28 protein-coding genes are annotated in these 26136 nt (G+C 41.0%); 26 read left to right on the forward strand and 2 right to left on the reverse strand.

The window, feature by feature from the left end; all coding sequences use genetic code 11:
* The first annotated feature begins 53 nt into the window (after positions 1-53).
* Entirely contained in the window at positions 54-725 is a 672-nt protein-coding gene (deoC, locus tag ABFG93_RS18740; protein WP_347549539.1) for a deoxyribose-phosphate aldolase, read from the forward strand.
* A gap of 39 nt (positions 726-764) precedes the next feature.
* Here the strand turns inward: deoC and ABFG93_RS18745 are convergent, their stop codons facing one another.
* Entirely contained in the window at positions 765-1700 is a 936-nt protein-coding gene (locus tag ABFG93_RS18745; protein ID WP_347549540.1) for a Na/Pi symporter, read from the reverse strand.
* Between the two features lie 192 nt (positions 1701-1892).
* Between ABFG93_RS18745 and rpsU the strand changes: the two genes are divergently transcribed.
* From rpsU to ABFG93_RS18870, 25 genes are all read left to right on the forward strand, one after another.
* On the forward strand, positions 1893-2069 hold the full coding sequence (gene rpsU, locus ABFG93_RS18750; RefSeq protein WP_048312787.1) for a 30S ribosomal protein S21: 177 nt from the start codon (positions 1893-1895) through the stop codon (positions 2067-2069).
* A 17-nt stretch (positions 2070-2086) separates the two neighbouring features.
* The gene (locus ABFG93_RS18755) at positions 2087-2530 is read left to right on the forward strand and encodes a GatB/YqeY domain-containing protein (protein ID WP_347549541.1); all 444 of its coding nucleotides are present in this window, start codon (positions 2087-2089) and stop codon (positions 2528-2530) included.
* Positions 2531-2881: 351 nt separating this feature from the next.
* Positions 2882-4165, forward strand: coding sequence for an NfeD family protein (locus ABFG93_RS18760; protein ID WP_347552891.1), 1284 nt, complete (start codon positions 2882-2884; stop codon positions 4163-4165).
* Between the two features lie 26 nt (positions 4166-4191).
* Positions 4192-5181: a flotillin-like protein FloA gene (gene floA, locus ABFG93_RS18765; protein WP_347549542.1), complete on the forward strand. Its 990-nt coding sequence runs from the start codon at positions 4192-4194 to the stop codon at positions 5179-5181.
* 26 nt (positions 5182-5207) lie between these two features.
* Positions 5208-5651: a hypothetical protein gene (locus ABFG93_RS18770; protein ID WP_347549543.1), complete on the forward strand. Its 444-nt coding sequence runs from the start codon at positions 5208-5210 to the stop codon at positions 5649-5651.
* Between the two features lie 187 nt (positions 5652-5838).
* Positions 5839-6129 (forward strand): sporulation protein YqfC, encoded by a 291-nt coding sequence (gene yqfC, locus ABFG93_RS18775; RefSeq protein WP_347549544.1) that lies wholly within the window; start codon positions 5839-5841, stop codon positions 6127-6129.
* A 46-nt stretch (positions 6130-6175) separates the two neighbouring features.
* A complete protein-coding gene (gene yqfD, locus ABFG93_RS18780; protein ID WP_347549545.1) occupies positions 6176-7363 on the forward strand; it encodes a sporulation protein YqfD in 1188 nt (395 codons plus the stop codon).
* A gap of 6 nt (positions 7364-7369) precedes the next feature.
* On the forward strand, positions 7370-8332 hold the full coding sequence (locus ABFG93_RS18785) for a PhoH family protein (protein WP_347549546.1): 963 nt from the start codon (positions 7370-7372) through the stop codon (positions 8330-8332).
* A gap of 148 nt (positions 8333-8480) precedes the next feature.
* The gene (locus tag ABFG93_RS18790) at positions 8481-10607 is read left to right on the forward strand and encodes an HD family phosphohydrolase (RefSeq protein WP_347549547.1); all 2127 of its coding nucleotides are present in this window, start codon (positions 8481-8483) and stop codon (positions 10605-10607) included.
* Positions 10604-11077 (forward strand): rRNA maturation RNase YbeY, encoded by a 474-nt coding sequence (gene ybeY, locus ABFG93_RS18795; protein ID WP_347549548.1) that lies wholly within the window; start codon positions 10604-10606, stop codon positions 11075-11077. The genes ABFG93_RS18790 and ybeY overlap by 4 nt, the downstream gene beginning before the upstream one ends.
* Positions 11061-11450 carry a diacylglycerol kinase family protein gene (locus ABFG93_RS18800; RefSeq protein WP_347549549.1) on the forward strand — a complete coding sequence of 130 codons (390 nt, stop codon included), beginning with the start codon at positions 11061-11063 and terminating at the stop codon, positions 11448-11450. Before ybeY ends, ABFG93_RS18800 begins: the two co-directional genes overlap by 17 nt.
* A gap of 12 nt (positions 11451-11462) precedes the next feature.
* Positions 11463-11861, forward strand: a complete 399-nt coding sequence (locus ABFG93_RS18805) for a cytidine deaminase (RefSeq protein ID WP_347549550.1) — start codon at positions 11463-11465, stop codon at positions 11859-11861.
* Positions 11854-12762 (forward strand): GTPase Era, encoded by a 909-nt coding sequence (era, locus tag ABFG93_RS18810; protein ID WP_347549551.1) that lies wholly within the window; start codon positions 11854-11856, stop codon positions 12760-12762. The genes ABFG93_RS18805 and era overlap by 8 nt, the downstream gene beginning before the upstream one ends.
* A gap of 99 nt (positions 12763-12861) precedes the next feature.
* Positions 12862-12999: a YqzL family protein gene (locus tag ABFG93_RS18815; RefSeq protein WP_347549552.1), complete on the forward strand. Its 138-nt coding sequence runs from the start codon at positions 12862-12864 to the stop codon at positions 12997-12999.
* 42 nt (positions 13000-13041) lie between these two features.
* Complete coding sequence (recO, locus tag ABFG93_RS18820) at positions 13042-13791, forward strand: DNA repair protein RecO (RefSeq protein WP_347549553.1); 750 nt, start codon at positions 13042-13044, stop codon at positions 13789-13791.
* Positions 13792-13964: 173 nt separating this feature from the next.
* A complete protein-coding gene (locus tag ABFG93_RS18825; protein WP_347552892.1) occupies positions 13965-14606 on the forward strand; it encodes a helix-turn-helix transcriptional regulator in 642 nt (213 codons plus the stop codon).
* Between the two features lie 14 nt (positions 14607-14620).
* Positions 14621-15445 carry a pyruvate, water dikinase regulatory protein gene (locus tag ABFG93_RS18830; RefSeq protein WP_347549554.1) on the forward strand — a complete coding sequence of 275 codons (825 nt, stop codon included), beginning with the start codon at positions 14621-14623 and terminating at the stop codon, positions 15443-15445.
* A 259-nt stretch (positions 15446-15704) separates the two neighbouring features.
* Positions 15705-16196 (forward strand): YaiI/YqxD family protein, encoded by a 492-nt coding sequence (locus tag ABFG93_RS18835; protein WP_347549555.1) that lies wholly within the window; start codon positions 15705-15707, stop codon positions 16194-16196.
* A 19-nt stretch (positions 16197-16215) separates the two neighbouring features.
* Positions 16216-18030, forward strand: coding sequence for a DNA primase (gene dnaG, locus ABFG93_RS18840; protein WP_347549556.1), 1815 nt, complete (start codon positions 16216-16218; stop codon positions 18028-18030).
* Between the two features lie 47 nt (positions 18031-18077).
* A complete protein-coding gene (gene rpoD, locus ABFG93_RS18845; RefSeq protein ID WP_224593706.1) occupies positions 18078-19193 on the forward strand; it encodes an RNA polymerase sigma factor RpoD in 1116 nt (371 codons plus the stop codon).
* A gap of 371 nt (positions 19194-19564) precedes the next feature.
* Positions 19565-20704, forward strand: coding sequence for an acyl-CoA dehydrogenase family protein (locus ABFG93_RS18850; protein ID WP_347549557.1), 1140 nt, complete (start codon positions 19565-19567; stop codon positions 20702-20704).
* Positions 20705-20752: 48 nt separating this feature from the next.
* Complete coding sequence (locus ABFG93_RS18855; RefSeq protein ID WP_347549558.1) at positions 20753-22402, forward strand: AMP-binding protein; 1650 nt, start codon at positions 20753-20755, stop codon at positions 22400-22402.
* Between the two features lie 368 nt (positions 22403-22770).
* Entirely contained in the window at positions 22771-23133 is a 363-nt protein-coding gene (gene cccA / locus ABFG93_RS18860) for a cytochrome c550 (RefSeq protein ID WP_347549559.1), read from the forward strand.
* A 142-nt stretch (positions 23134-23275) separates the two neighbouring features.
* Positions 23276-23986, forward strand: coding sequence for a tRNA (adenine(22)-N(1))-methyltransferase (locus ABFG93_RS18865; RefSeq protein WP_347549560.1), 711 nt, complete (start codon positions 23276-23278; stop codon positions 23984-23986).
* A complete protein-coding gene (locus tag ABFG93_RS18870) occupies positions 23983-25104 on the forward strand; it encodes a Nif3-like dinuclear metal center hexameric protein (protein ID WP_347549561.1) in 1122 nt (373 codons plus the stop codon). The genes ABFG93_RS18865 and ABFG93_RS18870 overlap by 4 nt, the downstream gene beginning before the upstream one ends.
* A gap of 33 nt (positions 25105-25137) precedes the next feature.
* Here ABFG93_RS18870 and ABFG93_RS18875 read toward each other — a convergent pair whose 3' ends face one another.
* The gene (locus ABFG93_RS18875; protein ID WP_347549562.1) at positions 25138-26082 is read right to left on the reverse strand and encodes a 4-hydroxy-3-methylbut-2-enyl diphosphate reductase; all 945 of its coding nucleotides are present in this window, start codon (positions 26080-26082) and stop codon (positions 25138-25140) included.
* Positions 26083-26136: the final 54 nt, after the last annotated feature.

The raw sequence follows: 26136 nt of genomic DNA on the forward strand, positions 1-26136 counted from the left end.
TTGAAATGCCACGTTATGAAGAATGTTTATACAGTATTGAAGGGATGAATAAAATGAACAAGAAATTGGCAAACTTGATTGATCATACAGCTCTAAAACCCGATACAAGTCGTGAACAAATTGAAAAGCTTTGTGAAGAAGCAAGAGAATTCAATTTTGCTTCGGTTTGCATTAATCCAACATGGGTTTCCCTGGCAGCGGACATGCTTAAAGGTGCTGAAGCAAAAGTTTGTACAGTTATCGGTTTCCCACTTGGGGCTGTAACAACTGAAACTAAAGCTTTCGAAACAAATGATGCAATTCAAAAAGGCGCTACAGAAGTTGATATGGTCATTAACATAGGCGCGCTTAAAGACAAAAACGACACACTTGTAGAAGAAGACATCAAAGCTGTCGTTAATGCTGCAAAAGGTCGTGCGCTAGTTAAAGTTATTATCGAAACATGCCTTCTTACAGATGAAGAGAAAAAGCGCGCATGTGAGCTCTCAGTTAAAGCTGGAGCTGACTTCGTTAAAACATCGACTGGCTTCTCAACTGGTGGCGCTACGGTGGAGGATATTAAATTAATGAGAGAAACTGTCGGTCCTGATATCGGTGTAAAAGCTTCAGGTGGCGTTCGTGATCTTGAAGGATCACAGGCTATGATTGATGCAGGTGCAACGCGTATTGGCGCAAGTGCAGGAGTGAAAATTGTTCAAGGCCAAACAGCTGATACTGACTATTAAAATAACGAAACAACCGCTTCTAATTGGAGCGGTTGTTTTTCATATTGGAGCACTTCCTTTATGTAATTTTTCTAAAATCCTTGCAAGGAACCCGGTAAAGGGTAGAAACAACAGGGATGAAAATACATTAAAGAGAATTGAAACGTGTGCAAGCTGCACATCGGGTAGTGAGGTAACGTACGCCACAAGGTTCCCGAAACTTTCGATAAATGGGAAGAATAACAATACTCCTATCAAGTTAATCCATACGTGCGCATAAGCTGCGAGTTTCGCGTCTTTTGAGCTTCCGATACTTGCGATAAGGGCCGTCACACACGTTCCAATATTTGAACCGTAAAGAATGGCGATCGCTGATGGAAGGGAAAGAAGATCCTGATTGATAAAACCCATCGTAATACCAGTTGTGGCGGTGCTTGATTGGATTAGCGCTGTAAGTAATGTTCCTACTCCAATGCCGTATACCAGGCTGGAATTTGTTTCAGTAATGATATGATCAAAAAGAGAGAGACTGGAAAGGGGTACCGCCATCGCTTCAAGCCCATGCATGGCAACGAATATGCATCCAAGTCCAAAGAGGACAGTTCCTGAACTAAATAAGATTGGACGTTTTAGTTGAAGTAATACAAATCCTGTGATTAGAAGTGGAAGTGTGAATTGATCTGGATTGAGCGTCATCAATTCTGCTGTTATAGTAGTTCCAATATTTGTTCCAAGAATGATACCAATCGATTGTCTGAACGTCAGTGCCTTTGCGGCGATTAACCCAATGGTGATGACCATTACGGCAGAACTACTTTGTAACAGGGCGGTCACAATCATACCTGTTAGGAGCCCACGAAGAGGTGTAGATGAAGCGGTGTAAAGGAGATGCTGCATCTTGCGACTGGATAAAGATTTTAAGCCAACGCGCAGGATAGTCATACCAAATAAGAAAATACTAATAAATACGATGAATGAGGCTATGTGAGGATTCATTAGCTAAGACATCTCCCTTCCAAAGAAAGTTTATGGACAAGAATAGAAGAGCATGCTTATTTTTTATTGTGGAATAAAATTAGCGAAAGAGATGTTGATAAAAGGGACGTGATGTATTATAATTGCAGGTGACATGTCTTTGTTAGAAAGTCATGTGTTATGATTGTCTATGTTTTGGAGGGAGGGATAGAGATGGCGGAAACTCGCGTGCGTAAGAACGAGTCGATCGATGATGCTCTGCGTCGCTTCAAGAGAACGGTTTCTAAAGAAGGCACTATGGCTGAAGTTAAGAAGCGGAAGCACTATGAAAAGCCAAGTGTAAAGCGTAAAAAGAAATCTGAGGCAGCAAGGAAAAAGCGTAAGTTCTAAGAGAGGGTGTTAGGTCAGTGAGTCTAAATGACCGTTTAACAGCAGATATGAAAGTAGCGATGAAGAACAAAGAAAAAAACAAACTATCTGTTATTCGGATGGTGAAATCTTCTCTTCAAAATGAATCCATTAAGATGGGTCATGAGCTAACTGAAGAGGAAGAACTTACCGTTCTCACTCGCGAAGTCAAGCAACGTAAAGACTCCCTCCTTGAATTTGAAAAAGCTGGTCGAAGTGATCTTGTGCAGAATCTCGATGCAGAGCTGTCGATTTTATCTGTCTACCTGCCAAAACAACTCTCTGAAGAAGAAGTGGAGCAAATTGTTCAGGAAGTCATAGCTGAAACAGGTGCTTCTTCGAAGAAAGATATGGGTAAGGTAATGGGTGCGCTAATGCCTCGTGTCAAAGGCAAAGCAGATGGCGGACTTGTTAATCGAATTGTACAAAAGAACTTATCATAAAGTGCAACTTCTATTAGTGTGGTATGATTCTCCACTGATTAGTTGAACCATTCGAACCTTTAGATTAGGATAACCTGACGTCACGTCTTAATTGACAGGTTATAGCGGATCTAAAGCGTGGGATAAATATGATCAAGCGCAAACACGTCCTGTTTTAACAGGACGTGTTTTTTCGTTTTTCCGCAATAAATCATTTCAAACTAGTATTTTAGTCACTAGTTTGTCATACTAAAAAGAAACAGATACATAAAGTGAAACTTGTTCCTAATTTCATTCGTATTAAGAGGAAGCTGGAAGGAGGGATCCCTAATCAGAAGATATACAATCAGACTTTTCGTGTCCATATGTTTGATGGTAATGGTTGTTCTTCCGCTTCTAGGAAAAACTGCTTCAGGTGAAGGGGAAGGTAAGTTAGTATCCATCATCCCCATTGAGCAAGAAGTAGAGCGAGGGCTGGAAGCCTTTTTAAAGAGGTCCATTCAGGATGCAACAGATCAAGGTGCTGACCATATTGTGTTGGAAATTGATACGCCTGGTGGGGCAGTTAATGCGGCAGATAATATTGCAACGATTATTAAGGGATCAGACATACCGATAACCGCCTATGTATCTGATCGAGCTCTATCAGCAGGTGCCTATATCGCCTTGAATGCAGATCAAATTATCATGGAGCCGGGAGCATTAATGGGATCTGCTGCGATCATTGACCAGTCAGGAAATGCGGCAGGTAAGAAAGCCGAATCTTTCTGGCATGCTGCAATGAAGTCAGCGGCCGAATTAAATGACCGGGATCCGAAATATGCTCTTGCTATGGCAGACCCTGATGTTGATCTTCCCGATTATAATGCTCCTGAAGGTGAATTGTTAACGCTTAATGATCAGGAAGCAGTTGAGGTGGGATACGCAGAAGGAACTGCCGATGATCGCACTGAACTTTTGAAGTTTCTAAATCTTGAGGATGCAGAAGTAACCGATGCGGAGGTTAGCCTGGCCGAAAAAATTGCCCGGTTTGTGACAAATCCAATCATTATTCCAATCCTGTTATCAATTGGAAGTCTTGGTTTGGTTCTTGAATTGTATTCACCGGGGTTTGGCATTCCAGGATTTATGGGAGCAAGTGCGTTGGTACTCTTTTTCTTCGGTCATATGATTGCCGGTTTTGCTGGATGGGAATCCTTATTTTTGCTTATCGCAGGAATAGTCTTAATTGTTGTAGAAATCTTTATACCCGGATTCGGTATTTTTGGAGTACTGGGGGCTGTTGGCATAGTGGCAAGTATAGTCCTTGCATCCGGACAAACGATTCAATTCGCTCTATTTGCGGTCCTGATTGCAGTTGCTGTAACGGTTGGGGGTTCGTATTTATTTATCAGGATCTTTGGATATCGAGGTGTGTTCAAGAAAATTATTCTTTCAGATTCTACTAAAACTGATCAGGGATATGTTTCAAATGCAACTCGCGATCAATTGGTTGGACTTGAAGGAAAAACAGTCACGCCACTTCGCCCATCTGGAATCGCTGATTTCGGAGACGAGCGTCTTGATGTTGTAACAGAAGGTGGGTACTTACCTGCTGGAACTGAAGTGAAAATAGTTAAAACGAACGGTTCGAGAATCGTGGTTCGAACACGTTAATTACATGAACTAATAGGAGGAATATTATGGATACTGGAACACTTGGATTACTCGTTATTGTTGGACTGGTAATTATTGGTCTCGCGATTTTATTCACATTCGTACCTGTTATGCTGTGGATTTCTGCACTTGCAGCAGGAGTTAGAGTAAGTATTTTCAATCTTGTGGGAATGCGCCTACGTCGTGTTATTCCATCACGCGTCATCAATCCTTTAATTAAAGCTGTTAAAGCAGGCCTTGAATTAAATACAAATCAGCTAGAAAGCCACTACCTTGCTGGTGGTAACGTTGACCGGGTTGTTAACGCCCTAATTGCGGCGCACCGTGCGAATATCGAACTGAGCTTCGAGCGCTGTGCTGCGATTGATCTTGCGGGTCGTGACGTGCTTGATGCGGTACAAATGAGTGTAAACCCTAAAGTAATTGAAACGCCATTTATTGCCGGTGTTGCGATGGACGGGATTGAAGTAAAAGCAAAGGCAAGAATTACAGTTCGAGCAAACATTGATCGTCTAGTAGGGGGTGCGGGTGAAGATACTGTTATTGCCCGTGTAGGTGAAGGGATTGTTAGTACAATTGGTTCTTCTCAAAACCATAAAAAGGTTCTGGAAAATCCAGATATGATTTCACAAACTGTCCTTTCAAAAGGGCTTGATGCGGGTACGGCGTTTGAAATTCTTTCTATTGATATTGCGGACATTGATATCGGTAAAAACATTGGCGCTGTACTTCAAACAGATCAGGCTGAGGCTGATAAGAACATAGCACAGGCGAAAGCGGAAGAACGTCGTGCAATGGCTGTTGCTCAGGAGCAAGAAATGCGCGCTCGCGTAGAAGAAATGCGTGCGAAAGTTGTGGAAGCTGAAGCTGAAGTTCCGATGGCGATGGCTGAAGCACTTCGTTCAGGTAATATCGGTGTTATGGACTACATGAACCTTAAGAATATTGAGGCAGATACTGATATGCGTGATATGATCGGAAAACCTGATCAGGAAGAAGACGAGGATGACCGCTGATTTACTAATCAAATGAAGTAGAGGTGATGGCAGCATTGGAAAATATCCTGGAGCTGATCCTAAACAATATTGTTTTTATTGTGATTGCGATAGGGGGAATCCTCAGCTTCTTTAAGCGGATGGGAAATAAGGATGAAAAGAAGCAAACCACTGGTCGTCAATCTGGAAAGAAAATTGGAGAACCACTATCTAGATCTGTAGAGGAAGTTCATGAAACGGCAGATGAATTTACATCTGATACGCTTAGCTCATATCAGGAAGCTCTTGAGCGAATATCAGGTCGTGATCGATCACAGTATGATGAATTGAAAGTACAGAAACCACGAAATGTGAAAAAGAATCCGAAAGGCATTTCGGTGAGCAAAAAGAACGTAAGAAATGGAGTCATCTGGGCTGAAATTCTTGGGCCACCTCGCTCAAGGAAGTCACATCCCTCCATGTCATCGTTACAAGTGAAAAGAAAGTCATGAAGACGCCATTGTGCGTCTTTTTTTGTTTCTGAAAGGAATATATTTATTGGGAGGATACATTTACTAACAGAGCCATCACGTTTAATTTTGAGCGTTGAATTATCCAGTCATCTCTTTCTTCAATAAAATGTAAAGGTGATAGTTTCTCGTTAAGCTTCATAAAGATGAGATGAGAGGGGGAGTATCCATGGCAAAGTGGAAGCACAATCTTAAAAATTGGTTAACTCGAAGATTAGAGCTTCCCGCAGATGCGGTCATGGACTTACCGCGTATAACAATGGTGGGACAGCTTCATATATACATAGAGAACCATCAGGGAGTCCTCATGTTCTCCAATGAGGAAGTTCGCTTGTTGCTTAAACAGGGTCAGCTTCTGATAAGAGGTAAAGATTTTATGCTTAAGACGATTTTACCCGAAGAAATCCTCCTAGAAGGTAAGATTGAACACGTTTCTTATCTTGATAGACCTGAAAGTTGATACAAATGCCTTACTAATCCAGGGGCTAACTATACAGGGGGTCACTATGAAGGAATATATTCGAGAACTTTTTTCAGGATACGTTCGCATAAAAGTGGTTGGGTCCTATACAGAGCTGTTTATCAATCGTTGCATTGAATACCACATCCCGATCTGGGACATTATGCGAATTGATAACCAAACGATACTACTTTCACTCTATATAAATGATGTGAAACGAATTCGATCGCATTTAAAGCGGACAAGGTGCAAGATTCGAATACATGAGAGGAGGGGTTTTCCATTTCTTATGCGGAGGATCGTCCACTCAAGAGGTTTTCTAGCCGGTGTGATTGGCTGCCTGTTGCTTATTTTTATTCTTTCGAATATGGTATGGTCGATCTCTGTGAACGGGGCTACTCCTGAAGTTGAACACAAACTGAAGCAGGCAGCCATCGAGCTTGGGTTAAAGAAAGGAAAGTTTATTTTTCAATTGCCATCAAATCAGGAGCTTCAACAATCGCTTACGGAAAGTCTTACTGAAATCACGTGGGTTGGCGTAAAGAGAAATGGTACAACATATCACTTTGAAGTGGTTCAAAAACAGCTTCCGGAAAAACAAAAAGCCCTTAGTCCGAGGCACATCGTAGCGGATAAAAAAGCAATCGTTACGAAGATGTATGTGGAAGAAGGTCAAGCTCAGGTTGAGGAAAATGCCTATGTAAAGCCTGGCCAGCTATTAATCTCTGGGTTTATTGGAAAGGAGAACAAAAGTCAACTCGTTCCTGCTCGGGGAGAGGTTTATGGGAAAACATGGTATGTATCCAATGTGTCGATCCCTTTAGAATCAAAATTTAAAACCAATACTGGAGAAGCCAAAACCACCTATGCGATAGGGTTATTTCGTTTTCATATTCCTGTCTGGGGCATCGGTGCACCTGATTTCAAGGAATATGAAACACTCGAACGAGAAATAAATTTCAGATTCCTTAAATGGGAGTTGCCTTTTTCAGTTCAAACAAATAAAATGCTTCAAACTGCCGAAGTGATCCGAACATATACTAAAAGTGAGGCCCTCAAAGTAGCCCGCACTGTCGCTCGTGAAGATATTGCCAACAAAACCTCCGATGAAGCGGAAATTAAAAAGGAAAAGATTTTGCACCAGGAGGTAGAGAATGGTAAAGTAAACGTAAAGATTCACTTTGAAGTGATCGAGCAAATCGGGAAAGACATTCCAATTATTCAAGGAGATTGAGGTCTATTGGCAGAACGTTATGTTGATCTTACATTACAGTTAGAGAATTCAAATGAAGCTCAAACTCTGTTTGGTCCTGGAGACGAGCATTTAAAAATAATTGAAGAGGCTCTCGGTGTGTCGCTTGTTACACGTGGCGAAGGCATATCAGTTAGAGGCGATGAAGAAGCGATTTCCATGGTGAAGGACGTTGTAAACACGCTTCATTCACTTATTAAGCGAGGTGCAAGTATTTCAGGCCGAGACGTCGTGTATGCCTGCCAGCTTGTACAGCAAGGTATGCTTGATCAACTTCTTGAGCTTTATCAGGAAGAGATCACTACGAATGCTAAGGGAAAACCGATTAAGGTTAAAACACTTGGTCAGAGACACTATGTCTCTGCTATGAAGAAGAGGGATTTAGTATTTGGGATCGGTCCAGCAGGAACAGGTAAAACGTATCTTGCTGTCGTTATGGCGGTTACGGCATTAAAATACAATCAAGTTAAGAAAATCGTGTTAACACGGCCAGCCGTAGAAGCTGGAGAAAGTTTAGGGTTTTTACCTGGCGACTTAAAAGAAAAAGTAGATCCTTACTTACGTCCATTATATGATGCCCTTCATGACGTACTCGGAGTGGAGCAAACAACACGTTTAATTGAACGTGGCACGATTGAAATTGCCCCACTTGCTTACATGAGAGGAAGAACGCTTGATGACAGTTATGTCATCCTGGACGAAGCACAAAATACGACTTCACAGCAAATGAAAATGTTTCTAACGAGGTTAGGATTCGGGTCTAAAATGGTGATCACAGGTGATATCACCCAAATTGACCTTCCAAGAGGAAAAGAGTCAGGTCTTGCCGCAGCTGAGAAAATTCTTAAACGAGTGAAGGATGTATCCTTCATTTATCTTCAGCAAACGGATGTGGTCCGACACCCGCTTGTGCAGAGAATCATTGATGCATACGAGCATGAAACGAAATAAGCGTTTGCGTCTGAAGGCCCGTTATGAAACGGGTCTTCTTTTGCTCTACAGGTGAACTTATTCAGGAATTATTCTCCTTTTATAAGGAAATTCTGATAAAATGTGAAGAAGAGTAGTAGAGGCCAGAACTTGTGAGGTGGAGCAAGAAATGGTTGTGAAGATGAAACGTCTCATGCAAGCCAATCTCCGTAATATTGAACGTATAAAAATGATCAAGTGGTCCCTCTATGGATTGGCAGCACTAATTATGTATTTGACAATGCTCTCTAATGTTATGCCAGAATCTCTTGATGTTTCCCTTTATTCGAGTGCTGAACGCGATATTGCATCACCGATCACGATTGAGCATAAAACGGCAACTGAAGATGAACGCTCAAAAGCAGCTCAGGTTGAGGCAAAGTATGTTTATCGTGATGAGGTGTCTCAGTCTCAGGTAGATAAGCTGAATGATTTGTTTTCTGGTATAGAGCAGGTTAAGAAAAGCAGTAATGATGAAACCACGCGGGAAAAGTTAGCTGATCTTAGAGCTTTGTTATCAGTTTCCATGGCTGATGAGATGTCGGATGAGACGCTTATTCCTCTTTTAGAAACCGAGATGTCTCAAGTTAACTTAATTAAAGAACTAACCCTCTCTGAAGTGATGAAAGTTATGACTGACAGAGTTTCTATTGATAATTTAGAGCAGTCTAAGAGTGATGTTGAGGATCGATTATCATTAACGTCTCTACCGAATAATCAGAAGCAGGCCATGATTATGGTCGCACAACAATCGATCGTACCTAACTATTTTCTGGATCCGGAGCAAACAGAGCAAAGTCGCCAGGAAGCGATTGAAGCTGTACAACCTGTTATGATTCGAGAAGGCCAGATTATCGTAGAAGAAGGCGATATGATTAATCGAGAAGTGCTCGAGCAGCTGCGCTTGGCCGGGTTGCTTGATGATGGCTTTGATGCTGTTCCATATGTTGGACTTGCGCTTCTTGTAATGCTACTGACTGGTTATCTGTATTATTTCTTTCAAGACATTCCGTCGCGAGTACGCTCTTCCAATACGAACTTACTTATTATTGTACTGGTCTACTTTGCTACCCTCCTGGTTCTTAAGCTTTCTAGTCTGCTACAGAGCCTAGAAGAATTGCCAGGCATTGCTTATATTGTTCCAGCAGCGGTTGGATCGATGCTTATTAAAATGCTATTCAGTGAACAAATTGCGATTGCTTCAAGCCTGCTTTTTGCAGTTTGTGCCGGAGTTTTCTTTAATGGCGAAATTACTGGTCCGATGAACGCATCAGTTGGATTTTACGTGTTAATGAGTTCATTATCAGGGGTCTTTTTCCTTGGAAGGCGAAACCACCGGTCCAATATTCTAAAAGCAGGTTTACTAGTATCTTTAATAAACATTGTGTCGGTGGCTATATTATTAATGATGAAGAATGGCCAATATAGTGGAATTGAGCTTTCATATCATCTTGGATTTGCGTTTTTATCAGGATTTTTATCATCCGTTTTAACTCTCGGACTGATGCCATTTTTCGAAGCGGGTTTTAGAATTATCTCAACAACAAGATTGATCGAGCTATCCAATCCCAATCATCCCCTCTTACGAAAAATTCTTGTAGAAACACCTGGCACTTATCATCATAGTGTGATGGTCGCTAATTTATCAGAGGCAGCCTGTGAGTCAATTGGTGCCAATGGCTTACTGGCAAGAGTAGGAGCTTATTACCATGACATAGGAAAGACAAAGCGGCCCCATTTCTTTATTGAGAATCAAATGAATATGGATAATCCCCATGATAAAATCTCGCCTCAGTTGAGCAAAACGATTATTATTTCTCATGCGACTGATGGGGCCGATATGCTAAGGAAGAATCGTCTTCCGAAAGAAATCGTAGATATTGCAGAACAGCATCATGGGACAACGCTATTAAAGTTCTTCTTCTACAAAGCGAATGATCAGGCTGATCAGCCAATTCCGGAGACGGATTTTCGCTATTCTGGACCAAGAGCACAAACGAAAGAGGCGGCGGTTGTAGGGATTGCAGATTGTATTGAGGCTGCTGTCAGGTCGATGACTAAACCAAATCCAACTGCTATTGAATCTCTTGTTCGAAAAATAATCACCGAACGATTGGAAGATGGGCAATTTGATGAATGTGATTTGTCGCTTAGAGAGCTTGATATTGTAGCTACAACAATTTTAGAAACACTTAATGGGATTTTTCATAGTCGTATTGAATACCCCACAGAAATTAAAAAGAAGGTGACTTCATGAGCCTGGCAATTGATTTTTATGACGAAACGAATACTATTACAGAGGAGCAACTCAACATGCTGCTGGAGTTAGTGAATCACGCAGCAATCGAAGAGGGCGTTGATGCCGGTAGCGAGTTATCGATTATGTTTGTAGACAACGATCGTATTACTGAGATTAATCGCGAGTATCGCGGCAAAGATCAGGCAACGGACGTGATCTCATTCGCGCTGGACGACGAAGAAGAAGGAGAGGTACCCCTCAATCTCGGAGAAGAAGTTCCTCATCTACTTGGTGAAATCGTGATTTCTGTTCAGAAAATAACTGAGCAGTCATTAGAGTATGCACACAGCTTTGACCGCGAATTAGGTTTTTTAACGGTCCATGGCTTTCTTCATTTGCTTGGATACGACCATATGACAGAAGAAGATGAAGTAGAAATGTTTGGAAAACAAAAGGTTTACCTGGAGCAGTATGGCCTCACGAGGTAACAGTTCCAGGCTATCCCGCTTTTTGAATAGCTTCAATTATGCTTCTCAAGGATTTCGATACTTAGTCCGCAATGAACAAAATTTTTTATTTCATCTTATCGCGGGAAGTATGGTGTTGATCAGTGGCATCATACTCGGTTTGTCACTCATTAAATTTTCTATTTTACTTGGGGTTATCGGAGTTATGCTTAGTCTTGAGGCCTTAAATACAGGAATTGAGAGAGCGATCGATTTAATTACAGAAGAAGACCATCCGATTGCAAAAATAGCAAAAGATGTATCAGCGGCAGCAGTATTTCTTTTTGCTATTATTTCAGTTATAATCGGTATCCTTCTCTTTTTCGAACCGATTATCCAATTGTTTCAGTCATAAGGAGGATATATTATGGATAAGCAAATGTTGATTGAAGAAGCTAAAAAAGCAAGAGAAATGGCGTACGTACCCTATTCCAGCTTCAAAGTTGGAGCAGCGCTGCTTTCAGAAGATGGCACTGTATTTGGTGGCTGTAATATTGAAAATGCGGCATACAGCATGTGTAACTGTGCCGAACGTACAGCTTTATTTAAAGCGTACTCAGAAGGTCATAAAACGTATAAAGCTATTGCAGTAGTTGCAGATACTAAACGTCCAGTGCCACCATGTGGTGCCTGTCGTCAGGTGATCTCAGAGCTTTGTGATCCAAATATGCAAGTTATTTTAACGAATTTAGATGGAAAAATACATGAATTAACCGTCAGTGAGCTACTTCCTGGCGCATTTTCACCGGAGGATTTGAATGAGTAAAGAAGTTTTTAAGTCAGGTTTTGTATCGATTGTTGGTAGACCTAATGTTGGGAAATCAACCCTCTTGAACGAGGTGATTGGCCAGAAGATTGCGATTATGAGTGATAAAGCTCAAACTACTCGCAATAAAGTACAGGGCGTCTATTCAACAGACGACGCGCAGGTTGTTTTTATTGATACGCCAGGGATTCATAAGCCAAAACATAAGCTTGGCGACTTTATGATTAAAATGGCGCAAAGTTCCTTAAATGAAGTGGATTTAATTTTATTCGTTATTAATGCTGAGGAAGGCTATGGGGCCGGGGATCAGTATATCATTGACCGACTTCAAAATGTCGATAGTCCTGTTTTCCTTGTTATAAATAAAATTGATCAGGTCCATCCTGACCAGTTGTTTCCAATGATTAATTTTTATAAAGAAAAGTATTCATTTGCTGAGATTATTCCAATATCCGCTCTCCAGGGTAATAATGTAAATACCCTTCTTGATCAAGTTATTAGGTACCTTGATGAAGGACCGCAATATTATCCAAGTGATCATGTGACGGACCACCCTGAACGCTTTATAGTCGCTGAGCTGGTGAGAGAAAAAGTGCTCCACTTAACTCGTGAGGAGATCCCTCATTCGGTCACAGTTGTGACGGAACAGATGATTAAGCGTGAAGACTCGGATGTCATTGACATTCATGTTACGGTGGTTGTCGAGCGATCTTCCCAAAAAGGAATTATCATCGGTAAGCAGGGAAAAATGCTTAAAGAAGTTGGCAAGCGTGCAAGGCAGGACATTGAAGCACTTCTTGGTTCTCGGGTCTTTATGGAAATCTGGGTTAAGGTTGTGAAGGACTGGCGCAATAAACCATCTTCTTTACGTGATTATGGTTACCGAGAAGATGACTATTAAGAGAAATTTTGTTAAATATTCCATCACATAAACCGCCATATGTCAGGTCAAGCTAGAGGTAAGAGGAAAGCTTTTGACAAAATGAAAGGTGGGATCTAGGTGTTAGAGTTTACCTGGAAAATATTTTGTGAGACAGGAAACATCGATACTTATCTTCTTCTGAAGGAAATGGAAACACCGAACAATGAAGAATTTGATTCTCACGCTGATGTGGAAGAAGTAACTCGCCTCACTTGACCTTTTGATGGATGATTGACAGGAAACGGTTGGTGAAAGTTCTTGTTAAAAAAGGTTGAAGGAATTGTAATTCGAACCGTGGACTATGGTGAAACAAATAAAATAATAACGCTTTATACAAGAGAGACGGGTAAGGTTGGCGTCATGGCAAGAGGCGCAAAAAAACCAAAAAGCCGTCTTTCTGCTGTTTCTCAGCTTTTTGTGTATGGTCAATATCTCTATCGCCATACCTCGGGTCTCGGTGGATTAAACCAGGGAGAGATCATTGATTCCTTCCGTTCGATCCGTAATGATTTATTCCTTACGTCGTATGCAGCCTATGCTGCTGAGCTTGTAGATAAATTAACAGAAGAACAGAAGTCAAATCCTTACTTATTCGAAATGCTGTACCAGGTTCTCCATGCACTTGATGAGGAGAAAGACCCGGAAGTTGTGCTGTTTATTTTTGAATTGAAGATGCTTCGCGTAGCAGGCATAACCCCTCAGCTTGATCGATGTGTTAACTGTGGATTAGCTGACGGAAAATTTCACTTTTCCATTAATGAAGGAGGTTTACTGTGTCACCGCTGTTTATCAGTTGACCCTTATCACATACCGATGACAAAACGTGCCGCAGAGCTTCTACACCTTTTCGTCCATATTGACCTTAGGAGATTAGGCAACATTTCGTTAAAAGAAGAGTCAAAGAAAGAAATTAGAAAGATTCTTAATATGTATTTTGAGGCCTACTCAGGTCTCAATCTAAAGTCAAAACGATTCTTAGATCAATTAGAACGTTTTAAACTTGAATAAAAAGCCCAAAAGAGGGCTTTTTATTCGTTTAATAGACCTGACCTAGCTTTTATGAATGAAGATTAGAGAGTACTCCTTAGTTTCACTCGCCATTAAAATAAGTTCGGACCCTTTCAAGGTGATGGTATAATCGTATATAATAATGAAAAAATAGTATAACATTATTGGAAAAGGTGGTGAGTCATATCCAACTTAACAAACGGCAGGAAACGATTCTTCAAATTGTTAAAAATGAGGGACCCATCACAGGAGAACATATAGCAGAGAAGCTTAGTTTAACGCGTGCAACGCTTCGGCCAGACCTGGCAATTCTTACGATGGCTGGCTACCTTGACGCAAGACCGAGAGTAGGGTATTTTTATACTGGAAAAACAGGTTCTCAGCTTCTTACAGAGAAAATCAAAAAAATCAAAGTTGATGATTATAAATCTATCCCTGTTGTGGTTCAGGAAAATGCAAGTGTCTATGATGCGATTTGTTCAATGTTTTTAGAAGACGTCGGCACCCTTTTTGTTGTGAACGAACGAGCACATCTAGTCGGTGTTTTATCTCGGAAAGATCTACTAAGAGCTGCGCTGGGAAAACAGGACCTTGAAAGTATCCCAGTTACGATTATTATGACAAGGATGCCGAATATTACTGTTTGTTCAAAAGACGACCTCCTAATCGAAGTAGCTAACCAGCTAATTGAAAAGCAGATCGATGCACTACCTATTGTTAAGGAAGTAGAAGATGGGATTGAAGTGATCGGAAGAATTACGAAAACGAATATTACAAGATCTCTTGTAGATCTGGCCAAGGATGAAATTATTTAGTACAGGAGGTTTTTATGACAAATACTGTTAATCGCGCGATTGTTTATGTCATATCCGACTCAGTTGGAGAAACAGCTGAATTGGTTGTCAAAGCTGCTGCAAGTCAATTTGATCCGAATGCTTTTGATGTGCGCAGGGTGCCATACGTAGAGGATACAGCCACAATTCATGAGGTGATGACACTCGCAAAAGAAACCAAAGCCATTGTCGCTTTTACGCTTGTGGTTCCAGAGCTCAGAGAATTTCTTCTTGATGTTGCTCAGAAAGAAAACGTTCAGGCAGTTGATATTATCGGCCCTATGATTGGTCATATGCAGGGTGTGGTTGGAAAAACGCCACGCAACGAACCTGGTCTTGTACATAAACTTGATGAAGATTATTTTCGTCGAGTGGAAGCAATTGAGTTTGCCGTGAAATATGACGATGGTAGAGACCCTAGAGGTATCGCTCTTGCCGATGTCGTTCTTGTTGGTGTCTCGAGAACATCGAAAACCCCCTTATCGCAATACCTTGCTCATAAACGATTAAAAGTAGCAAATGTTCCAATTGTCCCTGAAGTAGATCCTCCAGAGGAGCTTTTTAAAGTAGCAGAAGGAAAATGCTACGCTCTGAGAATTAGTCCTGAAAAATTAAACAACATTCGAAAAGAGCGTTTGATTGCACTAGGGCTTAATTCAGAAGCAAGCTATGCAAACATGACTCGAATTAAAGACGAGCTGGAATATTTCGATACGATTATTAATAAAATGAATTGTCACGTCATTGATGTTTCAAATCGTGCAGTTGAAGAAACAGCAAATTTAATCTTAAGTCTATATAAAGGGAAGCACTCATCATAATGGAATGAGTTTATCCAATAACCATCATCTGATTGCAGAAAAAAGACATGAGATGATGGTGTTTTTTTATGCTTTTTATCTGTTCAATTTAATAAATTTAGTATATAATCAAATATTGTCAATAAAAATTGTCTATAATCATAAAGTAGCGCTTTCAGAGGTATAATGATGTTATCGAATCAGGACGTATTAAAATTCTGAAAGTTAAAACATAAATTTCAAAAGAAGGATAACTCAGGGAGATGTAGAATAGAGAATTATGACGAAAAAGAAACTGACGCTTTTTGTCGACGCCGATGCATGTCCTGTGCCAGTTAAAGAAGAAATCATGTCATTTCAACAGGCTTTAACAAACGTTGAAATCATTTTTGTTGCTTCATATGCTCACATGAGCACAACATTCCGTGAAGCTAAATGGGTTATGGTAGACTCTGAGAAAGAAGAAGCCGATCTTTACATTCATCGTCATTGTCGTAAAGGTGATCTTGCAATTACTCAAGATTACGGTCTTGCTAGCTTGTTGCTTCCAAAAGGTGTATTTATTCTATCACCAAGAGGGAAAAGCTACACAGAGGAAAATATTTCAATGCTTCTCCATACGCGTTATCTTGCATCCAAAAGTAGAAGAGCTGGTAAGCATACTAAAGGTCCCCGGAAGTTTACTGATGAGGATCGAATGAGCTTTCGAAAAGAATTAATAAGAATTTTGTCGAATTATGAAGGAGAATACTTTCATTCGTCGAAATTATAGAACCTGATGGTGATAACTAATGAGTGGCAGAATCCCCGAAGAGAAAATTGAAGCAATTCGCCGTTCCACAGATATCGTTGATGTGGTTGGCGATTACGTACAATTGAAGAAACAGGGAAGGAACTTTTTTGGTCTTTGTCCGTTTCATGGAGAAAGTACCCCTTCCTTTTCAGTAGCACCTGATAAACAAATTTATCACTGTTTCGGATGCGGCGCGGGTGGTAACGCTTTTTCATTTTTAATGGAAATAGAAGGATACAATTTTATAGAAGCTGTTCAGGCGCTTGGACAAAAAGCAGGGATTGAACTGCCGGAAATTCAAGATAACCAGAGTAGTGGAGCATCATCGGATAAAGAGGTTATATACAAAGCACATGATTTTCTTGCAAAACTCTATAATCACTGTATGGTGAAAACCCCTGAAGGAAGTAAAGCACGAGACTATCTTAAGAATCGAGGCTTTACAGAGGAAGTCATTGAGCAATTTCAGCTTGGTTTTGCCCCTGATTCTTGGGATTATGCAACGAGTTATTTAGCGAAAAGGAATTACCCATTGCAAAAAGTAGCTGAAGCAGGTCTTTTAGCTAAGAGGGAATTTGATGGAAAGTACTTTGATCGCTTTCGTAACCGTATCATGTTTCCTATTTCTGACCCTAAAGGTAGACCTGTCGCTTTCGGCGGTAGAATATTAGGAGAAGGCGAGCCCAAGTACCTTAATAGCCCTGAAACAGCACTGTTTCAGAAAGGGAAATTGTTGTACGGTTTCCATCTAACTCGTTCTGCTATTCGAATGAAAGATCAAGCAATCCTTCTTGAAGGATATGCTGATGTGATTACAGCGTATGGGAATGGGGTACAAAACGTTGTAGCCAGTCTTGGAACGGCCTTAACAAAGGACCAAGCAAAGCTGATTCGAAGACAAACGGAATCAGTCGTCATTTGTTATGACTCAGATAAAGCTGGGATCAGTGCTGCAACAAGGGCCGCTGATGAACTCCTTGAAGCTGGATGTTATGTAAGAATTGCAAAAATGCCGGACGGAATGGATCCCGATGACTATATCCAAACATATGGAGCGGAACGCTTTGAAAAGGATGTAATAGGGGCAGCGCCAACTGTAATGGCTTTTAAAATGGAGGTTTTCCGATCAGGAAAAAACCTATCGGATGAAGGAGAACGAATCCGCTACATCGAAGAAGTACTTAAAGAAATTAGCGGCTTAACGAAAGCAGTTGAAAGGGATCATTATCTCAGACAGCTGGCAGAAGAGTTCTCACTTTCACTCGATGCGTTAAAGCAGCAAGTATTCCAATTTCATAAGGAGGGGAACAATAAGAAGGATAAGTCTCCTCCGAAAAGGGATAATAATGCTAGGAAAAATTTCTATGTGAAGAAAAAGCTCCTGCCTGCCTTCCATAATGCTGAGCGTATCCTGCTTGCCTATATGATGCGCAATCTGGATGTAGCAGAAAAAGTACAGGAAGAGGTTGGCGGTTCGTTTAACATTGACGAGCATAGTGCGATCGCTGCGTATTTGTATAGCTTCTATGCATATGGCCATGATCCGGACGTTAGTCAATTCATGGAACAGCTTACAGATCCAAACCTCGTCAAAATTGCTTCTGAACTGGCCATGATGGATTTAAATGAAGACGTGTCGGACAAAGAGTTACAGGATTATATCCGACAGGTGTTAAATTATCCAGAATGGATAAAGATAGAAGAGAGAGAAAAAGAAAAGAAAGAAGCGGAAATGAAGCATGATTTTGTCCAGGCAGCTAAGATCGCCATGGAAATTCTCGAAATGAAAAAGAACCTTAAAAATTCATTTTGAGAAATTGAATATCTGTATTGTTGAGATGTATGGAAGGAGGGGATCGAATGGCTGAAAAACCGACACGCCAACCGGCGGAAGGTGAATTAACCATCGATCAAGTGAAAGAGCAGTTAGTGGAGCTTGGGAAAAAAACAAGCTTAATTACTTACTCTACGATCGTTGAACGGTTATCGCCGTTTGAACAAGATTCAGATCAAATGGATGAATTCTTTGAATATCTAGAGGAACAGGGTGTTGAAGTAATAGAAGATAATTCAGACAACCCTTCACCTCAAGAAGTTGAAAAAGAAGAGGAATTTGATTTAAATGACTTAAGTGTACCTCCAGGTGTCAAAATAAATGACCCTGTTAGAATGTATCTTAAAGAAATTGGTCGAGTTGATCTTCTATCAGCTCAGGAAGAGATCAGCCTAGCGCAGCGAATTGAAGAAGGCGACGAAGAGGCAAAGCGCCGTCTTGCGGAAGCAAACCTTCGACTCGTTGTTAGTATTGCAAAACGCTACGTTGGTAGAGGTATGTTATTCTTAGACCTTATTCAAGAAGGTAACATGGGTCTTATTAAAGCAGTTGAGAAATTTGATTACCGTAAAGGTTATAAATTTAGTACGTATGCAACATGGTGGATTCGTCAGGCCATCACGCGTGCGATCGCTGACCAGGCTAGAACAATACGTATTCCGGTTCATATGGTTGAAACCATTAACAAGTTGATTCGTGTTCAGCGTCAGCTTCTTCAGGATCTCGGTCGCGAGCCTTCTCCTGAAGAAATTGGTAAGGAAATGGATCTTTCACCGGAAAAAGTCCGTGAAATATTGAAAATAGCGCAGGAGCCTGTTTCACTTGAAACACCTATTGGTGAAGAAGACGATTCGCACCTGGGAGATTTTATTGAAGACCAAGATGCATTGGCACCATCAGATGCAGCAGCATATGAGCTTCTTAAAGAACAGCTTGAAGATGTCCTCGATACTCTTACTGATCGTGAAGAGAATGTTCTTAGACTTCGCTTTGGACTCGATGATGGCCGAACAAGAACTCTTGAAGAAGTAGGGCGTGTATTTGGCGTTACACGTGAGCGAATTCGCCAAATAGAAGCGAAGGCGCTACGTAAACTTCGTCATCCAAGCCGTAGCAAACGATTAAAAGATTTTCTTGAATAGAATTCTATTCCCTCTGTCTGCTTTTGCAGACAGAGTTTTTTGCGTATTTTGGTCAGAAAATTAGAAATTTAATTGTTAAAAGGAAGAATGGGAGCGGTTGTCTCAATGTCAGACATGGAAATTCAGCCCCACTCAGACAAGAATACATTTCTTGTAATTTATTTTACTGATTTTTCTTTCGTTTTGCAAATGGCCGATGGCCATAAAAAATAGGCTATGGCTGTAGCTATAGGAATCTTTTACAACATTAACGAAAAAATAACATAAAAATTATTTTTATTTTCTAAAATGTTGAAAAAATCACATTTAAACGAGATAATAAAATGTAAGCGCATTCAAAATAGCGGCATTTTACAGGAGGTTTTCTAGAAATGCATTTTGACTTAACAGAAGAGCAGAAAATGATTCAGAAGATGATCAGGGAGTTTGCAGATGAAAAAGTTGCACCTGCCGCAGAACAAAGGGACAAGGAAAAACGTTTTCCTAAAGAAATCTTTAAAGAACTTGGTGAGCTTGGCATAATGGGTTTACCGTTTCCTGAGGAGTATGGTGGAGGCGGGGCAGATACGATTAGTTTTGCAATCGTTGTAGAAGAGTTAAGCAGGGCATGTGGATCGACAGGTATTACGTATTCCGCTCATGTGTCATTAGGAGGGGCTCCCCTTCATTTATTTGGTTCAGAAGAACAAAAACAAAAGTACTTAGCACCTATTTGTTCGGGAGACTCTCTCGGAGCATTCGGACTTACGGAACCAAATGCTGGGTCAGATGCTGGTGGTACAGAGACAGAAGCTGTTCTTGACAATGGAGAATGGGTTATCAATGGAAGCAAATGCTATATTACAAATGCTTCCTATGCGGATCACCTTGCATTAACTGCCATTACTGACCGGAAAAATGGAGAAAAGGAAATCAGTGCAATCATTGTTCCAACATCTGCGCCTGGTTTTCGGGTTGTCGATAATTACGAGAAATTGGGTCTCCATTCTTCAAATACTACGGAACTTGTGATGGAAGATGTGAAAGTTCCAGAGGAGTACCTGTTAGGAAAGCGCGGAGATGGCTTCAGGCAGTTTCTAATTACATTGGATGGTGGACGTATAGGAATAGGCGCTATGGGTGTTGGAATCGCTCAGGCGGCATATGAGAAAGCGCTACAGTACGCGAATGAACGTAAGCAGTTTGGACGCGCTATTTCTCGCTTTCAAGCCATTCAATTTAAACTTGCAGATATGGCGATGAAAATAGAACTCGCTCGAACAATGGTTTACAAGGCGGCATGGTTAAAAGATCAGGGAAAGAAATTCACGAAGGAAGCGTCAATTTGTAAATTGTATGCATCTGAAATTTGTATGGAAGTTTGTGACCAGGCAGTGCAAATACACGGCGGCAATGGATATATGCGTGATTACCATGTGGAACGGTATTTTAGAGATGCAAAGCTTCTTGAAATTGGCGAAGGAACGTCTGAAATCCAGCGCATGGTTATAGCTCGAGAAATTGGCTGTTAAACTGAACGAGCGCTCGATTAGAAGATTTTACGAATAAGGGGTGTGTCTATGAGTGAACTGCTTCATGAGACAATTGGTTCGATGCTTGAGAGACAGGCGGGTCAATATGGTAGCAGAGAAGCTGTTGTCTACTCGAAAGAAGGTATTCGTTATACGTTTCACGAGTTCAATAAGGAAGTTGATCGAACAGCAAAGGCACTTTTACAACTTGGTGTAGAAAAAGGGGAACATATTGCTGTATGGGCAACAAACGTGCCCGAATGGTTACTGCTACAGTTTGCTACAGCGAAGGTAGGAGCTGTGCTGGTTACGGTTAATACCAACTACCAGACAACCGAGCTTGAATATGTACTAAAACAGTCTGAAGCGAAACGCTTGTTTTTGATTAATGGCTTTAAAGGTACATCCTATCGGGAAGCCTTTTTGCTCCTTCAAAAAACTGGAGATAGAGTTACCAAAGGGAAGTGCTCACTCTCTGCATTACCAAACCTGAGAGACGCAGTTTATATTGGAGATGATCCCCCACCTTCATTTATTGGATGGGAAGAATTTATTGAAGGAGGGAACTCTGTTAGCAATGAAGACTTTTCAAATCGAAGAGCAGAACTCCACCCTGATGACGTTATTAATATGCAATATACTTCAGGCACAACTGGGTTTCCAAAAGGAGTCATGTTAACGCATTTTAATATTCTAAATAATGGCTATCAAATAGGACAGTGTATGGAGCTTAGTGAGCACGATCGGCTGTGTATTCCAGTACCTTTCTTCCATTGTTTTGGATGTGTTCTTGGAACGCTCGCTGCATTATCATCAGGTTCTTCCATCTACCCAATTATAGAATTTGACCCGAAACTAGTCCTCCAAACGGTGTCGGATGAAAAGTGTACAGCCTTGCATGGCGTGCCAACCATGTTTATTTCTGAACTTAGTCTCCCGACGTTTGATACATTTGATTTAAGTTCCCTTCGTACGGGAATTATGGCTGGAAGTCCCTGTCCTATCGAAGTTATGAAAAACGTTATGAAACGAATGAATATGTCTGAAATTACAATTGCTTATGGTCAAACCGAGTCTTCCCCTGTTATTACTCAAACCAGAACAAATGATCCGGTTGAGTATAGAGTAAACACAGTTGGTAGAGCGTTGCCAAGGGTAGAAGTGAAGATTATCGATCCGCTTACAGGGGAAGAAGCGAAACATGGAGTGACGGGTGAACTGTGTACAAGGGGTTACCACGTTATGAAAGGCTATTATAATATGCCTGAGGCGACGAGTGAAGCGATTGATAAAGAAGAATGGCTTCATACGGGTGACCTTGCAAAAATGGATGACAGTGGTTACGTTCAGATTACAGGACGTTTGAAAGATATGATTATTCGTGGAGGAGAAAATGTCTATCCACGTGAGATTGAGGAGTTTCTATACACGCATCCCGCTATTCTGGATGTCCAGGTCATCGGACTACCAGATGAGAAATACGGTGAAAAGGTTGTGGCATGCGTTCAGCTGAAAGAAGGGGGAATAGTTTCAGAAACTGATATACTCACCTTCTGTGAAGGTAAAATTGCGAGGTATAAAGTACCAGCTCATATCTTCTTTATTCAGGAATATCCAATGACCGCCTCTGGCAAAATTCAAAAATATCGTCTGAGGGAGTCTGCTCTTGAATGGGTAGAGAAAGAGATTAGAAAGTAACTAGGATAAGACAAAGAGGCATCAGTGAATAGGCTGATGTCATTTTGTTTTATCCTACACATAAGGGGAAGTAAAACCCACTCAAAACGTAGGTCAAACAAGACGATAGGTGGTGTTCAACTGCCCTTAAAGATCCAATTGGTTCAACTAACCATCAGAGGGGAGAATGAAGCGCCCTCTGATGGAAGTTTCACTTTATCGGTAATATTTGCTATGATAGAAAGAGATTGAAAAACAGTGACAAATATGTGATTTACCACGCTTCCCCTTTCCTTTTATAGCGTTTTCAAGTAAAATAAGTTATGATTTGTTTACTCTTACATAATTGGGGAAACGACATCAGCGAATCGGTACAAGGAGGAAAAGAAATGAAAAAGAATCCGCTAATTCCATTTGCATGGACAGCAGTCATCGGATTAATTCTCATAATTGGTGTTTCTTTCTGGGCATTGCAACAGGGCGGCGAGGAGAGTGCTGAAGGTGGAGGCGAAAAGAAAGAGCAAGCTGAAGCAGCAGCACCTGAAGATATTTACGCTCAAAACTGTGCATCCTGCCACGGTGGCGACCTTGGTGGCCAGGTAGGACCAGCTCTTAATGCAGTTGGTGGAAAGTACTCTAAAGATGAAATTCTCGACATCATTAAAAATGGTAAAGGCAGTGGAATGCCTGCGGGAGTTATTCAAGGAGAACAGGCTGAAGCAGTAGCTCAGTGGCTTTCTGAGAAAAAATAAGATGAGAAAAAAGCTTTCTGTGAGAACAGAAGGCTTTTCTATTTGTAGTTTAGATAAGAATTATGCCCTTCGATTTCCTGTTAGTGGATGTCTTTAACGGGTAAACTTAAATAAAAGAAAATGAGATAAGTAGTGGTGAAAAATGAACGATAAATTATTATCAGAACGTTTGAAAATGGTGGCCCGTTTTGTTCCAAACAACAGCCGGGTGGCAGATATTGGATCTGATCATGCCTATCTTCCCTGTTTTTTAATGAACAATAAGCAAATTACATTTGCTGTAGCAGGAGAAGTTAATGAGGGCCCTTATCAATCTGCTCTAAACCAGGTGAAAAGGAGCGGATTTGAAGATGTCATTTCCGTTCGCAAGGGTGATGGACTCGAAGTTATCGAACCGGGAGAAGTGGATGTAATTACGATTGCGGGAATGGGGGGACAGCTCATTCGAGATATTCTTCTCGGCGGACTCGAGGAGCTCCTAGGTGTGAAGCGGTTAATTCTCCAACCTAACGTCGCTGCTCACCTTCTTCGGAAACGATTGGCTGAATTAGACTGGGAACTAGTAGAAGAAACGATTCTAGAGGAAGATGAAAAAATTTATGAGGTGCTCGTTTTCGATGCGGGCAATGGCAGTCGACCATATGAAGGGTTAGATGGAATGGAACTGCAGAAGAATTTACTCGCAGGACCGATGTTGATTAAAGAACAAAATAGTGCGTTTAAGAAGAAATGGGAAAGTGAATTGATAAAACGCGAGGGAATTCTTCGTTCAATGGAACAAGCTGAAACCATTTCAGAGAGAGCAGACCAAATAAAGAACGAGCGAGATTTAATAAAGGAGGTTCTGTCATGAGTAAGCAAGTTTCTGGCCAGGCCATTATTCAAGAATTCGAGTCATGGTCAAAAAGGAAATATGCAGAAGAAGGCGATCCAATTGGACTTCAATTAGGAAGTTTGAATAAAAAAGTATCAAAAGTAATGACAACACTTGACGTATTACCAAATGTTGTGGAGGAGGCTGTTCGGGAAGAAGTTGACTTAATAATTGCTCATCACCCTATTCTTTATAAGCCCCTTAAAAAGATTAATTTAGACACTGAACAAGGAAAGATGATTGAAAAGCTTATTAAAAATGACATTACAGTTTATGCGGCCCATACTAATCTAGATGTAGCTCCAGGTGGTGTAAATGATATGCTTGCAGAAGCACTTGGTCTCGTAGATACGGAAGTGCTCGTTGACACAGTAAAGAACCACTATAAGAAAATTGCGGTATATGTCCCGAGAACACATCAGAAAGAAGTGAGGGAAGCACTGACAAATGCTGGTGCTGGCTCTATTGGGGATTATAGTGATTGCACCTTTAGCTCTGAAGGCACTGGAAGATTCAAACCAGCAGAAGAAACAAATCCGTTTCTTGGAGAACAGGGCAAGCTTGAGACAGTTGAAGAAGTGAAAATAGAGAGTATCTTTCTTGCAGAGCAACAGCCAAAGGTACTTCGTGCAGTAATGAAAGCCCATCCTTATGAAGAAGTAGCATATGATCTCTATTCATTAGATAACGAACCTGAAAAGCTTGGTCTAGGTAAAGTAGGTTACTTGGAAAACGGTATGAAACTAGATGCATTTGCTGATTTTGTTAAAGACAAGCTGGGAGCTAGCGGCGTACGTATCGTTGGCGATTTAAGCTCTACCATTAAAAAAGTAGCTGTTCTAGGTGGGGATGGGAACAAATTTATTAATGCGGCCCGCTTTAGTGGGGCAGATGTTTTTGTTTCTGGTGATATATATTATCACGTTGCTCATGATGCTATGATGGAAGGATTACAAATCATCGACGCCGGTCATAATATCGAAAAAATTATGATCGAAGGTGTTCGAAAGAAGTTACTTTCGTTCATTAACAAGAAAAATTACACAATTGAAATTATCGCCTCTCAGGAGATAACAGATCCGTTTCAGTTTAGATAATGACAAAACCCCACCGGAAAGGTGGGGTTTTCGTTATTTTTTCACTTTCACTTTAGGAAGTATTTTAGAAGCCGGAACATTTCGTTCACGAGTCCATGTATCTTCATTTTCTGGATCATATTGATCAAGGAAACGAATGACTTCTTTCGTAATTGGCGTCGGGGTAGAAGCACCTGCTGTTACACCTATGGTTTCAACACCATGCAACCATTCTAGCTCAATTTCTGAAACATCCGCGATTCGATATGCCGGGGTTCCTGCCACATCGATCGAAACTTGTGCAAGACGGTTGGAATTATTACTTTTAGGATCTCCTACGACTAGAACAAGATCAGTGTCACCAGCTTGCTGAGCGACAGCTTCCTGGCGTACCTGTGTAGCATTACAAATTTCATTATGAATAACAGCGTGAGGATAACGCTCCATCGCGCGTTCCATAATTTCCTGAACATCCCACTGGCTCATAGTCGTTTGGTTAGTGATAATGATACGTTCTGAATCGATTGAAAGCTCATCTACTTCTTCAGGTTTCTCGACTAGATGGACTATATCTGGAGCAATCCCCATTGCGCCCTCAGGTTCGGGATGACCTTTTTTTCCTATATAAATAACATGGTAACCTTCTTTTTGTTTTTCACGAATTAAATCATGTGTAACAGTCACATCGGGACAGGTCGCATCCAAAACGGTTAGACCCTTTTTCTCTGCAAGTTCACGCACTTGAGGTGAAACGCCATGTGCTGTAAAAATGACTGTACCAGAATCGACATTTTTTAAGATCTCCATCCGATTAGGCCCATCAAGTGTGATGATGCCGTCATCTTCAAAAGCATCAGTAACGTGTTTATTATGAACGATCATTCCAAGTATGAATATCGGTCGCGGTAATGTTTTATCAAGAGCTGCATTTCGTGCAATGACCATAGCATCAACAACGCCATAGCAGTAGCCTCTAGGTGATATTTTAGTTACGTTCATCGAGTACCTCCTCAATCCAAAAATGGATTGTTGTATAACTGATCTATCACAATT

The organism is Pseudalkalibacillus hwajinpoensis (assembly GCF_039851965.1).
GTDB lineage: Bacteria > Bacillota > Bacilli > Bacillales > Guptibacillaceae > Guptibacillus > Guptibacillus hwajinpoensis_E.